The sequence below is a fragment of the Streptomyces sp. NPDC059564 genome (assembly GCF_042735575.1).
Lineage (GTDB): Bacteria > Actinomycetota > Actinomycetes > Streptomycetales > Streptomycetaceae > Streptomyces.
In genome coordinates, this window is the sequence record NZ_JBHWBP010000206.1 from 1 (window position 1) to 13,291 (window position 13,291).

14 protein-coding genes and 3 pseudogenes are annotated in these 13,291 nt (G+C 69.7%); 12 read left to right on the forward strand and 5 right to left on the reverse strand.

Features of this window, described 5'->3' with window-relative positions; genetic code table 11:
- The 3 genes and pseudogenes from ACFV0Q_RS27650 to ACFV0Q_RS27660 form a co-directional block, all read left to right on the forward strand.
- Positions 1-894: alpha/beta hydrolase family protein (locus tag ACFV0Q_RS27650; protein ID WP_385009075.1), on the forward strand; the 894-nt coding region annotated here is incomplete at its 5' end.
- A 19-nt stretch (positions 895-913) separates the two neighbouring features.
- Positions 914-1,066: pseudogene (locus ACFV0Q_RS27655) on the forward strand (IS256 family transposase); the annotation flags it as partial.
- A gap of 493 nt (positions 1,067-1,559) precedes the next feature.
- Positions 1,560-1,682, forward strand: a complete 123-nt coding sequence (locus ACFV0Q_RS27660) for a hypothetical protein (RefSeq protein WP_385009076.1) — start codon at positions 1,560-1,562, stop codon at positions 1,680-1,682.
- Positions 1,683-1,903: 221 nt separating this feature from the next.
- On the opposite strand, the gene ACFV0Q_RS27665 is transcribed toward ACFV0Q_RS27660, so the two are convergent.
- Positions 1,904-2,503, reverse strand: coding sequence for a CGNR zinc finger domain-containing protein (locus ACFV0Q_RS27665; RefSeq protein ID WP_385009077.1), 600 nt, complete (start codon positions 2,501-2,503; stop codon positions 1,904-1,906).
- Between the two features lie 91 nt (positions 2,504-2,594).
- Here ACFV0Q_RS27665 and ACFV0Q_RS27670 point away from each other — a divergent pair, with 91 nt between their 5' ends.
- The gene (locus ACFV0Q_RS27670) at positions 2,595-3,383 is read left to right on the forward strand and encodes an MBL fold metallo-hydrolase (RefSeq protein ID WP_385009078.1); all 789 of its coding nucleotides are present in this window, start codon (positions 2,595-2,597) and stop codon (positions 3,381-3,383) included.
- A gap of 290 nt (positions 3,384-3,673) precedes the next feature.
- Here ACFV0Q_RS27670 and lepB read toward each other — a convergent pair.
- A pseudogene (gene lepB / locus ACFV0Q_RS27675) lies at positions 3,674-4,354 on the reverse strand (signal peptidase I); the annotation flags it as partial.
- Positions 4,355-4,761: 407 nt separating this feature from the next.
- Here lepB and ACFV0Q_RS27680 point away from each other — a divergent pair.
- A complete protein-coding gene (locus tag ACFV0Q_RS27680; RefSeq protein WP_385009079.1) occupies positions 4,762-4,911 on the forward strand; it encodes a hypothetical protein in 150 nt (49 codons plus the stop codon).
- Positions 4,912-5,044: 133 nt separating this feature from the next.
- Here the strand turns inward: ACFV0Q_RS27680 and ACFV0Q_RS27685 are convergent, their stop codons facing one another.
- A complete protein-coding gene (locus tag ACFV0Q_RS27685) occupies positions 5,045-5,857 on the reverse strand; it encodes a hypothetical protein (protein WP_385009080.1) in 813 nt (270 codons plus the stop codon).
- A 428-nt stretch (positions 5,858-6,285) separates the two neighbouring features.
- Between ACFV0Q_RS27685 and ACFV0Q_RS27690 the strand changes: the two genes are divergently transcribed.
- Positions 6,286-6,513, forward strand: a complete 228-nt coding sequence (locus ACFV0Q_RS27690; RefSeq protein WP_385009088.1) for a hypothetical protein — start codon at positions 6,286-6,288, stop codon at positions 6,511-6,513.
- A 64-nt stretch (positions 6,514-6,577) separates the two neighbouring features.
- Here ACFV0Q_RS27690 and ACFV0Q_RS27695 read toward each other — a convergent pair.
- A pseudogene (locus ACFV0Q_RS27695) lies at positions 6,578-6,754 on the reverse strand (transposase); the annotation flags it as partial.
- A 538-nt stretch (positions 6,755-7,292) separates the two neighbouring features.
- Between ACFV0Q_RS27695 and ACFV0Q_RS27700 the strand changes: the two are divergent.
- Positions 7,293-9,590, forward strand: a complete 2,298-nt coding sequence (locus ACFV0Q_RS27700) for a heavy metal translocating P-type ATPase (RefSeq protein WP_385009081.1) — start codon at positions 7,293-7,295, stop codon at positions 9,588-9,590.
- The gene (locus ACFV0Q_RS27705; protein WP_385009082.1) at positions 9,587-10,114 is read left to right on the forward strand and encodes a copper chaperone PCu(A)C; all 528 of its coding nucleotides are present in this window, start codon (positions 9,587-9,589) and stop codon (positions 10,112-10,114) included. The genes ACFV0Q_RS27700 and ACFV0Q_RS27705 overlap by 4 nt, the downstream gene beginning before the upstream one ends.
- Before the next feature lie 30 nt (positions 10,115-10,144).
- Here the strand turns inward: ACFV0Q_RS27705 and ACFV0Q_RS27710 are convergent, their stop codons facing one another.
- Positions 10,145-10,360 carry a hypothetical protein gene (locus ACFV0Q_RS27710; protein ID WP_385009083.1) on the reverse strand — a complete coding sequence of 72 codons (216 nt, stop codon included), beginning with the start codon at positions 10,358-10,360 and terminating at the stop codon, positions 10,145-10,147.
- 281 nt (positions 10,361-10,641) lie between these two features.
- Here ACFV0Q_RS27710 and ACFV0Q_RS27715 point away from each other — a divergent pair, with 281 nt between their 5' ends.
- From ACFV0Q_RS27715 to ACFV0Q_RS27730, 4 genes are all read left to right on the forward strand, one after another.
- The gene (locus ACFV0Q_RS27715) at positions 10,642-10,851 is read left to right on the forward strand and encodes a heavy-metal-associated domain-containing protein (protein WP_385009084.1); all 210 of its coding nucleotides are present in this window, start codon (positions 10,642-10,644) and stop codon (positions 10,849-10,851) included.
- A gap of 159 nt (positions 10,852-11,010) precedes the next feature.
- Complete coding sequence (locus tag ACFV0Q_RS27720) at positions 11,011-11,646, forward strand: metal ABC transporter ATP-binding protein (protein ID WP_385009085.1); 636 nt, start codon at positions 11,011-11,013, stop codon at positions 11,644-11,646.
- Positions 11,643-12,518, forward strand: a complete 876-nt coding sequence (locus tag ACFV0Q_RS27725) for a metal ABC transporter permease (protein WP_385009086.1) — start codon at positions 11,643-11,645, stop codon at positions 12,516-12,518. Before ACFV0Q_RS27720 ends, ACFV0Q_RS27725 begins: the two co-directional genes overlap by 4 nt.
- A partial coding sequence (locus ACFV0Q_RS27730; RefSeq protein WP_385009087.1) for a metal ABC transporter solute-binding protein, Zn/Mn family occupies positions 12,476-13,291 on the forward strand: 816 nt, incomplete at its 3' end. The genes ACFV0Q_RS27725 and ACFV0Q_RS27730, both read left to right, overlap by 43 nt.

The following is a 13,291-nucleotide window of genomic DNA, read 5'->3' on the forward strand; positions in this document are numbered from 1 at the left end:
GTACTGGCCACCCCCAAGGACGGCCGCAAGCACCACGGCTTGGTCGTGTACATCCACGGCGACGGCCCCATCGACGCCACCCATGACGACGGCTACAAGCCCATGTGGGAAGCGAACGCCAAGGCCGGGTACGCCTCCCTGTCCTGGGACAAGCCCGGCGTCGCGGGCGCACCGGGCGACTGGCTCGGCCAGTCCATGGACGACCGGGCCGACGAGGCAGCCGCCGCCATCGCCTGGGCGCGCGCCCGCCCCGACATCGACGGCGACCGGATCGGGCTCTGGGGCGCCAGCCAGGCCGGCTGGGTCCTGCCGAAGGTCGCCGCCAAGACGCCCGTGAGCTTCGTCATCGCCGTCTCGCCCGCGATCAACTGGCTCCAGCAGGGCCGCTACAACCTTCTCGCCGAGCTGCGCGCCAACCGCGCATCGGCGGCCCGCACCAACGCGGCGATCGCCAAGAGCGACACGACCCGAAGGCTGCTGGAACGCCACGCGACCTTCGAGGAGTACGTCAATGCCATGGGAGGCGACGCGGACGGCATGACCGCCGACCGCTGGCGCTTCATCTCCAAGAACTACACCGCGGACGCCACTCAAGACCTCCGCGCCCTGCGCGGCGTACCGGTGCTGCTGACCCTCGCGGGCCATGACATCAACGTAGACACCGCCGACACGGAGCGCGTCTACCGCATGGTGCTGGACGCAGGCGGTGCAATGACGGCCAAGCGTTACCCGGACGCGACCCATTCATTGCTCAAGCAGTCCATCGAGCAGTCGGACCTCAAGATCACGCTCACCGCGCTCTTCTCCCCCCGCTCACTCTTCGCGGACGGATTCCTGGACGGCCAACGACAGTTCCTCGAGGATCTCGACCGACGCGGCCATGCCACTCCATGAACTTCCGGCAAGGTCAGCCATGGCGTCTGAGGCGGGGGCCTCGCCGACGGCTGTCGATGACCGGTTCCTGAACGAGCTCGTGGCCCGGGCCCAGGCCGGGCGCCTGCAGTTGACGGGCGAGGGCGGTCTGCTCCAGCAGCTGACGAAACGGCTGCTGGAGTCCGCGCACGAACGGAGACCTAGGCTCCTTCAACCGATGCGTCGAGGCCGTGATCGCACGCTTCCCGTTCTCTGCGGACGGCGACGAGGACAGGTATGAGGAGGTGGCAGAAGACCTGCGCGATCTCATCTCTGGTATCGATCGACGAGACCGCTCTCGTGCACAACCAGTTCTGGGAAACCTTCTGCGACGACGTGGCGATCGGGGACTACGCCGCGTCAGGCGAACGGCCCCGACATCACTCAATCGAGTTCAGTGCCGATTCTGTTCGAGTGAGGACTCGAGGAATGCCTTGGCTGCGTTCGCGTAGCGGATCGCGGTGGGCAGAGGAGGTGTCCCGATAGGGGCCCTCGCGACAGGCACCGTCACGGTCTTGGCTGCCCCCCGGCCCGGCGACGGCCACCGGTTCCCGAGGCGATCAGGAGGTTGGCTACCTTGGCCAGCATCACGCAGTCCACCGCCCCATGTCACGTCCCGGTGGAACGCCGAGGACATCCTGCTCGGTGTGGACACTCACAAGGACGTCCACGCCACAGCCGTCATCACCGCGCTCGGCCCCGCCCTGGTCTGTCACAGCTTCCCCGCGACCGCCGACGGCTATCGGCAACTCCTCGACTGGGTCCGGTGATTCGGCAACCTGCGACGGGCCGGCGTCGAGTGCACCGACCCGCAGGGAGCCACCCCGACCCGTAACCTGCTCACCACCGTGCACGCCTTCCCCGGCCAGAACCACAGCTTCGGTCCACACGCCCTCGCGCCTGTACTGAGCACGTTCTCCACGGCGGTGCGATAAGTCTCGGTCGGGAACGGACCCTCGCGATCAGCGCGTCCAACCCCGCCCGGGGTTCGTCAGTCTGCCGTCGTCCGGGTGCGCCGGGCGTACGCACGGGCGGCGCGGGCACGGTCACCGCAGCGGGTGGAGCACCAGTGGCGGCGTCCGTGGCGCAGCAGGTAGCGGTTGCAGGGGGTGGAGCCGCAGCCGGTGAGGCGGTCGGCGTCGGGGCTGGTGAGGAGGTCGGCTGCGTTGGCCGCGAGGGTCGCGAGAGCGCGGGCGAGGATTTCGTTGGTGGGACACGGCGCAGCGCGGTAGGGGCCGTTCTGCTCGTCCCAGTAGAGCAGTCCGGCCGTGGGAGCCATGCTCAGCGCGTCGTTGACGGCGGACAGTGCCGCGGGCAGGGCGGGCAGCCCGGCGACGCGGGCGGCGAACAACGACCTCAGGTGTTCGCGCAGGGAGCGCAGTTGCGCCGCGCACATCTCCCGCACTCCGGCGTCGGCCGGCGCGAGTCCGTGCTCGGTGAGCCACCGGTTCGTGCTCGCGGGGGTGCCGAGGAAATCGATGAACTGCCCTCCGGGCAGCGTGATGGCGCTGTTGACGAAGTCGAGGGCGAAGTAGTCCTCCGCCCCCGGGGCGGGCAGTCCCACGGATTCGGGGGTCGGGATCTCACTCATGATTCTCATGGTACGCCTTGCATTCATCCGTGACTCACCTATGATCATCACGGATAGAACGCAACCCAACCGTGAGGTTCGTGAGGTTCTGATGGCCGATACCAGCACACCCATTGAGCAGATTCCCGTCCGCGTCTTCGGTGGCCCGACCGCTCTCTTCGAGTACGGCGGCCTGCGGTTCCTGACCGACCCGACCTTCGACGCGCCCCGCGAGTACCACGTGCCGCGCGGCCAGTTGACCAAGACGGAGCCTGCCGCCGCTGCACCGGCGGACCTCGGCCGCGTGGACGTGGTCCTGCTCTCCCACGACGAACACCCCGACAATCTCGACGAGTCCGGACGGGCACTGCTCGCCGAGGTCCCTCTGACCTTGACCACGCCCGGGGGCGGACAACGCCTGGGGGCGGGGGCCAAGGGACTGGCCGACTGGGAGTCGGTCGACCTCGACCGCGCCTGTGGCGGCACGATCACGGTCACGGCTGTGCCCGCCCTCCACGGGCCCGGCACGCGCGAGGAGGTCGAACCGTTCACCGGCCAGGTCGTCGGGTTCGTCCTGGCCGGGCAGGACCTGCCCACGGTCTACGTCAGCGGCGACAACGCCTCCCTCGGACTGGTCAAGGAGATCGCCGATCGGTTCGGACCGGTGGACACCGCCATCCTGTTCGCCGGGGCCCCTCGCTTCACCCAGCTCTTCGACGGCGCACTGATCGTCCTCGACAGTGCACAGGCCGCCGACGCCGCCAACATCCTGGGTGCCCGCCGGGTGGTTCCCGTCCACTACGACAGCTGGGGGCACTTCACCGAGGGGCGTGACGAACTGGTCGCCGCCTTCACCGCCGCCGGGCTGCTCGACCGCCTGGACCTGGGCCACCGGGGCTGAGCCGGCTGCCGGCCTTCGACGAGCGGGGCCGGGCCGGGCCGGCGACCTTGGTGGCCCACAGGTCGTGGTCCGTGCACAGGACCCAGGACTGATCGTGGGCTGCTGCTTACAGCCACCTCGGTGACTGGTTGCCCCGCGTCATCGAGGAGCGGGACGAGGTCGATGTCGTCCGCCCGGCAGTCGGACCAGATGGTGCCGCGGTGGGTACCGCTGATGATCAACCGCTCGCATTCCGCGATACCCACCTCCGCACACCCACCTGCCACGGCGGGGCCGGCCGGTCAGTGAGCCGGAAGGGTCGCCCAGCGGGGCACGGGCCAGGCAACGGCGACGGCACGGCCGACGACCTTGTCGACGGGGACGAAGCCCTGGGTGGCGTCGTTCATGTGGTACCGGGAGTCCCGGGAGTCCTGGCGGTGGTCGCCCATCACCCAGATCTTGCCCTCGGGGACCGTGACCGGGCCGAAGGGGGCGTCGTCACAAGGGGTGTTGCCGGGGAGGAGGTACGGCTCGTCGAGTGCCTTGCCGTTGACGACGACCGGTCCGCCCGCCCTGCAGGACACGGTGTCCCCGCCGATAGCGATCGTCCGTTTGATCAGGTCCTTCTCGTCGGCCGAGGGCATCAGGCCGACCGTGCCGAGGGCCTTCTGTACGAAGTTGGGTTCCGGGGCGGATTCTCCGGACAGCCAGTCCAGCGGGTCGTGGAAGACCACGACCTCGCCTCGCTCGGGCTCCGAACCGAACCACGGGGTCAGTTTGTCGACCACCACCCGGTCGCCGCGCTGCAGGGTGTTCTGCATCGAGTCCGACGGGATCGAGAAGGCCTGGACGAGGAAGGTCTTGATCAACAGGGCCAGCAGCAGGGCAACTCCGACCAGAACCGGCAATTCCTTCCAGAAGGAGCGTGACTCCCGCCCCAGCCGTCCGCCCTTGGAGCTCCCGCCATCTCCGGATCGCGCACTCACAGCCATGTCCCCCACTGTCCGTTCCCTCGCGTCCTCGATGCATGTGCAGCATGCCAGGTGTGCGCTAAGCAATCTTTAAAGGTCAGGCCGCACTGGCGAGGGCGCTCACGGCCACGCCGGTCGGGAATGGGGTCGTCCGATCCACGTCCTTGGAGTGCGGTGGGGCCGAGCTGTGAGCCGGGCATGCCCTGGGCGATGAAGGGTCAGCCGGCCCAGCCGCGTCCCGCGAGGCGGCTTACAGCTCGGCCGTGCACCAGTGGCTTCGATAGGCCTGCGGCTGAGAGCCTTCGTGACACGCAGCGCGACCATACTCGTCATAGGCTCACGAATACGCGACACAGCGACATGCGGGCCTACCAGCCCCACGGGCCAAGGACGGCCCTGCCGTCGCCGGGACCTGGGAGAACGGAACGGTGGCGGCCGGAACGTTCCAGGAGTTCGTCGGATCCCACGGCAGTCTCGACGGAATCGAGATCACCCCATGGTGGGAGACGGGCGGAGAGCGCCAACGGCTGTGGACCTGGACGAAGGATCGCGGCCTGGAGATCTACCGCGAGATGTAGGCGGCACCGGATCCCGCCGGCCCAGGTCACACCGGCTTACGTCACATCGCTCCTGAGTGGCCTCCACGAACCGTGTCCGGCGCCCGTTGAACACCGGCTGCTCGCGGCCGGGCAGCCGGCATGCGGCGGAGCGTCAGACCGCGCTACCCGCGACCTGCTCCTTGTAGAGCTCGGTCATGTCGGCCGTGTCGGCGGCCGGCGGAACCTCGACGGTCTTGCTGCCGCCGAACGCGAGGAAGTCCATGGCCACGTTGGTGGTACCGATGGTCTGGTTCAGGCGGGCCGGGCTGCCCTTGTCGTCGACCCAGATCTCGGTGGCGATCTCGCCGGACAGGCCGAGCCCCTTGTACATGTCGGCGGCGGCGCCCATCTTGTCGACAGGGACCGTCGCGCGGTAGTGGATGGTGTTCTTGCCGTTGATGTTCTCCGTGCCGACCTTGGTGACGGCCTTGGCGTACTTGAGGCCCTTCAGGCCTGCGGTCGGGTCGCCGTTGGCGCCGGCCATGGCCGCCGCACCCTTCTCCCCGACGATGGCGGAGGCCTCGACCTTCAGCCAGGTCTTGCCCTTGAAGGGGCCGTCGTCCTCGACGCGGTCGACTTCGTAGTAGTACGCGCCCTGGACGAGGCGCATCGTGACGGTGCCGTCCGCGACCATGTCGTCCATCTCGAGGTCCTTGGCCGGCATCTCCGTCTCCATGGCCATGCCGTTGCCCCAGGTGTAGAGGCCCTTCATCTGCACGGGCTTGCCGCCCGTGTCCGGGGACGTCACGGTCATGCTGATATCGGCCGATCCGGCCTTCGCCGCCTCGTCGGAGACGCGGGCGAGCGCCTCGACCAGGCTCTGCGCCGACTCACCGGCCTTCTGCGTGACCGACGCCGCGCTGCAGCCGGCCGTGCCCGCCGCGACGAACAGCGCCGCCATGGTGATCCCGATGCTCTTCTCCATGTTCATGCCCCACCCGCTGCTGAAATCTGATCTTGTACTGACGCCGACCGGCACATGAAGCCCGCAGGTGTCGACGCACCGGCTCCCCTGCCAGTGCCGGCTCAGAGGATCGCACGTGCCTCGGACAACCGGCCCGGCGCCCTCCGGAACTGCCGTTCCGGTCCAAGGCCGCACGGGCCCTTCGCTGCAGCCGAGGGCACGACATCGCGGGGGAGAACGGCTACGAACTCACAGGGCTTCCTGGCGAACGAGGCTGCCGGACATGCACTGAAGCCTGAAGGTCCGGTCTCAGGCGGACATAAAAGAGACGCCTTGTGTCAGTCCCAGGTGGAAGGATCGCCGGTGGTCGGGGACCCGGCCGCGACGGGGGGACGGAAATGGGCATCGAGAGTACGCACGTGTGGCCGCGCCGGGCGACGCCGTCAGACATGATCCAGCTGGAGGTGTGGCTGGCCGGGCACGGCTGGGAGGTCGACCCCACGGTGTACATGGCCGGCGCGGGAGGCACGGCTGTACAGGTGCGGCGCATCGGCGCGGTCTGGGCCGACGGGGAGGCGGGGCTGCTGATCCTGCCCGCGGAGACCGTGGTGTGGGACGGAACACGGATACGGATCGCGCCCCGGGTCGCCCTCCCTGCCCGCTGCGCCGCCTCGTAGCCACCGGCGCGCTTGAATGCGAACGAGCCCCCCTCGACTGGTGGTCGAGGGGGGCAGCGCGGGCCTGGACGGACTTGTGGACGCCTCGCCGTATCTGCTTGTTGGTGAGTTCGGCGAACCATCGCTCCACCAGGTTCAGCCAGGACGACCCGGTCGGTGTGAAGTGCAGGTGGAACCGGGGGTGGCCGAGCAGCCACTTCTTGATGTCCGGTGTTTTGTGGGTGGCGTAGTTGTCGCAGATCGGGCCCGCCAACGGCCGACCGCCTGGGGCGTCGATCCGACAGAACTCAAGACTCAGAAGACTAGGCGACACCGTCCGGCAGCACCGTCTGCCCCACTGCAGGCACACACGGGCCGGAGCCGGCGACAAAGGTCGCGAAGTCCGGGAACTCGTCGACGCTCCGGACCGACTACTCGGGGGGAAGGCATCGGGGGATGAAGGGATGCCACCTCGGCTGCGGTCCACGTACCGCGGCACCGGTCGAGCGAGGGGCGCCGGAGAGCGCCCGTCATGGAGTGGCAATGGCGGAACGTCAGCATTCCCCCGGCGGCGCGTACCTCTCGCTGCGGCGGTGTCTGCCACCACCGGCGCTCATCGGGTTCCTGACCTTGCTGGTGGTGACGTTCTACCTGTCGTACGGGGTCGGTTCCGCAGCGGGCCCAGTCGCACCCGGCATGCACTCCAGCAGGAGCGACACCACCCCCGTGGGCGGCGATGGCGGCAGCTCAGGGCGGCATGGTCACGGCGGTGCGGGTGGCACGCAGTCGGGCGGTGGCCGATGACACCGGAGCTGTCGACCGTCTCCACCACAACGGACCTCACCGTCGGCGGCATGACGTGCGCGGCCTGCGTCAACCGCGTCGAAAAGCGGCTCGGGAAGATCGAGGGAGCCAGCGCCACCGTCAATCTGGCCACCGGCCGGGCGCGGGTGCTCCATCCGCCCGGCGTCACGACGGACGAGCTGGTGGCCGCGGTCGAACGTGCGGGGTACACCGCCGAACTCCACTTGCCTCCGGAGCCTCGGGGCGAGGCGGAGAAGAAGGCGGCGGATCCGGTACCGGAAGAGGATCGCAGCGAGCGCGATCGGCTGCTGGTTACCGTGCTGCTCTGTGTGCCGGTCATGGCCCTGTCGATGGTCCCGGCTCTGCAGTTCCGCAACTGGCAGTGGCTGTGCCTCATGCTCGCCGCACCCGTGGTCGTCTGGAGCGCCTGGGCCTTCCACGTCCGCGCGCTGCGGGGTCTGCGGCACTCGGCAGCCACCATGGACACGCTGGTCTCGCTCGGTGTCGTCGCCTCCTTCCTCTGGTCCCTGTACGCGCTGTTCCTCGGCGGCTCGGGCCGGCCGGGGATGCGGATGCCTTTCACCCTCCTCCCCTCGGCCGGTGGGGATGTCGCCCACGTCTATCTGGAAGCGGCGGTCGGCGTACCGCTGTTCGTCCTCATCGGCCGGTTCCTGGAGGCGCGGGCACGGCGCGGTACGGGCGCGGCGTTGCGCTCGCTGTCCGCTCTCGCGGTCAAGGACGTGACCGTGCGCGAGAACGGGAAGGAGCGGCGGATCCCGGTGGGACAGCTCACCGTAGGGCAGGAGTTCGTGGTCCGGCCCGGGGAACGCGTCGCCACGGACGGCGTCGTGGTGTCCGGGAACTCCGACCTGGATCTGTCCCTGCTGACCGGCGAGAGTGATCCCCTCAAAGTCGGGCCGGACCGGGCGGTGATCGGCGCGGCGGTGAACGTGGGCGGGCTGCTCCTCGTACGGGCCACCGCCGTGGGCGCGGACACCCGGCTCGCACGAATCACCCGCATGGTCACCGATGCCCAGGCCGGAAAGGCGGCGGCGCAGCGTCTGGCCGATCGCGTGGCGGGCGTCTTCGTCCCCGTCGTCCTGACGTTGGCCGTCACCGTGCTCGGATTCTGGCTCGGCGCCGGTGCGGATCCACAACCGGCGGTCACCGCGGCCGTAGCCGTCCTCGTCGTCGCCTGCCCTTGCGCACTCGGCCTCGCCACACCCACCGCCCTGCTGGCTGCCACCGGCCGCGGCGCCCAACTGGGAATCCTGGTGAGCGGACCGCAGGCCCTGGAGGCCCTGCAGCACGTCGACACGGTCGTACTCGACAAGACCGGCACCCTCACGACGGGGCACATGACCGTCGCCCAGCTCACGACGCTCCCCGAAGGCTTGGGCCGGGAGGAGGTACTTCGACTGGCCGGGGCAGTGGAGCAAGGGTCCGAGCATCCGCTCGGAACGGCCCTGGCCGCGTACGCCCGACGGAACCTGCCTGACCAGGCACTGCCGTCGGTGACCGGTTTCCGGGCCACCCCTGGAGCGGGTGTCAGCGGTATGGTCGACGGCCGTGTGGTCGAGGTGTGTGCACCTGGCGATGATCTCCCCGAGACCCTGGCCCAGGCGCTGGCCACGGCCGAGGCCGCCGCGCTCACGCCCGTCCTGGTACGGGTCGACGGTGTCGGCCAGGCGCTCGTCGGGGTCGGGGACGTTCTGCGTCCGGGGAGTTACCGGGCCGTCGAGCGCCTCCGGCGGCTGGGCGTGGAGCCGGTCCTGGCCACCGGCGACGGCGAGGCCCCGGCCCAAGCCGTCGCCTCGACGCTCGGGATCACACGCCTTCATGCCCGCTGCACCCCGGAGGGCAAGGCAGCTCTCGTGCGGCAGTTGAAAGACGAGGGCCGACGCGTCGCCGTGATCGGCGACGGTGTCAACGACGCCATCGCACTGGCCGGCGCGGACCTCGGGATCGCCATGGGCAGCGGCACGGACGTCGCCATCGGCGCGGCGGACGTGGCCCTCGTACGCGGTGACGTGGGGGCGGTGGCCGACACGGTTCGCCTGGCCCGGCGCACCCTCGCGACCATTCGGGTCAACCTTGTCTGGGCGTTCGGCTACAACATCGTCACCGTCCCACTGGCCGCCGTCGGCCTTCTCAACCCCATGGTCGCCGCAGCAGCCATGTCGGCCAGCTCGCTGCTGGTCGTGGGGAACAGCCTGCGACTTCGCGGCTGGGACCCCGCAGGCCGCCCTGCCGGTGCGCGGGCCCGCAGCGCCCGGAGAGGAAGTGGACGATGACCGAATCCGATCGACGAGAGGTAACGCAGGTCTGGCGGCCGACGCGCCTGCGTCTGCGCGAGGCCTACCTGGCCGCGGCCGTTCCGGTGATCGCGTGCCTGGCCGGTCTGTGCGGGCTGACGGCCTGGGCCGCCTCCGGGGCTGCCGGAACCCCACCCCGCATCGCGGTCGACGACGGCCGCGTCTTCCTCCCGTACGCCGACAAGGAGAACACCGCGGCGTTCTTCCGGATCTCGAACCTGGGTGGTGCGGACGACCAGTTGATATCCGTCACCTCCCCGGCTGTGGAGCAGGTCATGCTGAGCCGGCACCAGAGCACGGGTACGGGGGCCGACTCCATGAACATGACCGATCCCGTTGACATCCCGGCTGGGGGCACTGTCGATATGTCCCCCTTCGGAGTGGACGTGATGGTGAAGGTGAAGGAACGCTGGCAGGCGGGCCAGGTCGTCCCCTTCGTCCTGCACTTCCGCCACAGCATGCCGGTCGAGACGATCGCGATCGTGGTCCGGCCCGGCAGCTGAAGGCCACCGGGCCGGCGGCGACGGGTCAGCTCAGACGGCGGCGACAGCGTCGAGTTTGCCCGCCTTGGCGTCCTCAATGAGGGAGCCGAACTGGTCGGCGCTCATCTCCACGCGCTGTCCGAAGTCGTCGGTGATGACGACCCGCCGTTCGACCGGCGCGGACTCGTCGACGAACAACTGGGGGCAGCCGCAGTCGCACTTGCCGCAGAACGTCGCCATGGGTGTCAAGGAATTGATATCGGTCATCACACGCACCTTTCCCTTTCACGTCCGTCAGCGGAACGGCCTCCCGCCACCGGACGAGAAGGGAATGCCCGTTCGGTAGCGGGCGCAAGCGCGCCTCCGCGGCCCCGTGGGAGCGCGGCGGACGGAATCCGTGCTTCGACTGCTTCCAGCCGCCCCGAACTCGCGGAAACCAGAACGCCCCTCGGTACGACTACATGAGAGAGGCAGACGGTCTCCGCGGTCTCCGAGCGAGAACCGCCCCGGTCCTGCACCGTGTACGTCACTGCTGAGAAGAGAACACCATGGATGAGCAGCGCTACCGCGTGACCGGCATGACCTGCGGCCACTGTGCCGGCCACGTCACCGAGGAGGTCAAGCAGGTACCCGGAGTGAGCGATGTCGTCGTCGATCTCGACGCGCACGCCGTCACGGTGAGCGGTGCTCCGCTCGACGACCGTCTGATCCGTGCCGCCATCGTCGAGGCCGGCTACGAAGTCGCCGCGGCGATCTGAGCGCACGGGCGGCGGATGCCAGGGCTCGGCAGGTCAGAGGGATTCACGCGCGAGAATCCTCGGTTCGCGGGAACTGCGGCCCCTCGCCGTCCGACTACTGGGACGTGGGCGGCGGACACCCGGCGCTCCACGCGGCTCGGAACGACAGAGAGGTGTGGGATGGGCGGGCTGGATGTGCGCATGAGGGCGGTCGCCTGCCGGCACGGCCGGGTGGAAGCGGTCTCCGGCGTGAATCTGGAGATCGCCGCCGGTGAGCGCGTGGCACTGACCGGAACCAACGGCTCCGGCAAGACCACCCTGCTGCGCTCGGTGCTCGGCCTGCACCGCCAGGTGACGGGCTCGATCTCGGTCGGCGGCCGGGAAACCGGCTCTCCCGCCGAGTGGGCCTGGCGGCGCCGGGCTTGCGCCTGGATCCCCCAGAAGCCGGCCGCCGGCCGTTTCCCATTGCTCGGCTCCGAGTTGCTCGCCAGCAGTACCGCGCCCGGGGACGCCGACGAAGCCGCCGCCCGGCTGGGGGTCGGGACGCTGGTCGAACGCCCCCTGCACACCCTCTCCGGCGGCCAGTTGCAACGGATGTACCTGGCCAGGGCGATCGGCTGCGTTGCCGCGGGCGCACAGGTACTGCTGGCCGATGAACCCACCGCCGCCCTCGACTTCGACGGGCAGGCGGAGGCCGCGGACGTCCTCACCTCGCTGCCGGTCACCCTGATCGTGGTGACGCACGACCGGGCTCTGGCGGACCGCTGCGACCGCGTACTGGAGATGGCCGCGGGCCGTCTGCGGGAGGTCCGGTGATCTCGGTGAACCTCGCCACCGCCGACCTCGGTGCGCTGCTCCAGCTGCTGCCGGTCCAACGGGCCGGTCTCGCGCTGCTGCTCGCGTCGGCCGGCCTGCCCGTCATCGGGGTGGTCATCGTCGGGCTCGACATCATGCCGGTCCGGTTCGCGATGATGCACGTGGCCCTGCTCGGCATCGCGGTCGGACTGCTGACCGGACTGGACCCGATGCTGTGCGCGCTCGTCGCCTGCGCGCTGGCCGGGGCTGGAGTCGCCCCGCTCGCCCGTACCTCGGACGGCCTGTCCGGAGCCATGGGTCTGCTGATGAGCCTGGCCATCGCCGCCGCGCTGCTACTGCTCGCCGTGTCGGGGGTCAACGCGTCCGGGGCTTTCGCCCTCCTGTGGGGGTCGATCCTCTCCGTGGGCACGCCCGACCTCATCGTGCTCGGCGTCCTGGCCGCAGTCGTACCCGGCCTGTTCTGGTGGCGGCGGCACGACGTCGGCCTGCTCCTCTACGACCGTGAGCTCGCCCAGTGCTCCGGAGTCCCGGTCCGCGCCCTGACCGCCGCCCTCCTCGTACTCGTCGCGATCGCCGTCGCCGGGGCGATCAAGCTCACCGGCGCCCTCCTCGTCGACGCCCTGACCCTGCTGCCCGCGCTCGCCGCGCGCCGCCTGGGCAGCTCGCTGAAGTCGATCACCCTCTGGGCGGTCGGCATCGGCGTCACCGTCAACGCGACCGGGTTCCTGCTGGCCCTGTGGCTGGACTGGCCGCCCGGCCCCGTACTCGTCCTGACAGCGGGGGCACTCGTCCTCGCCGTGCACTTCATACCCGAACGGAGAATCAGCTCATGGCGCGCACCCGCGTCCGCATCACTTCCCTCCTCGCACTGAGCGCGGCACTCGCCCTCGTCACCGGCTGCGGAAACAGCGCCGACCCCACGGCCGCCGACGAAAACCCCGCGAAGGCCGGCGCCCCGGCAGCCGGGAAGGACAAGCCCGTGGTGGTCGTGACCACCACCTGGGAGGGCGCGTTCGCCAAGGCCGCGGGAGCCGAGGACGTCAAGGTCATCGTGCCGCAGTCCGTCCACCACGCCCCGGACTACGACCCGAAGCCCTCGGACCTCGCCGCCGTCGCCAAGGCCGACTTCGTGCTGTACGCGCCCTTCGAGCCGTACGCGGCGAAGATCAAGGAGGCGGCCGGTTCCAAGGCGAAGCTGGTCGAGGTCAACCTGGACAACGACCCCGACAAGGTCAAGGCCGAGGTCGACAAGCTGGGCGCGCTCTTCGGCACGCAGGACGCGGCGACGAAGTGGAAGACCGGCTTCGATACCGAGTACGGCAAGCTGAACAAGGACCTGCAGGCCGTGTGGCCCGGCGGCAAGAGCCCCTCCGTCGTCGCCCAGGTCTTCACCGGCTGGGCCGGGAAGCTCGCGGGTGCCACCACGGTGGGCACCTACGGGCCGGAGGCGGTGACTCCGGCGCAGCTCGCCGAGCTCTCCGCGAAGAAGCCGGCGCTGGTGCTGGACAACGCCCACATGTCAACCGGGACGGTGCTGCCCGACTCCGGCGCCAAGCAGGTCAAGATCGTCAACTATCCGGGCGACGACCTGGACCTGCTGCCCGTCTACCGCAACGCGGCGACCGAGCTGAAGAAGGCCATGGGC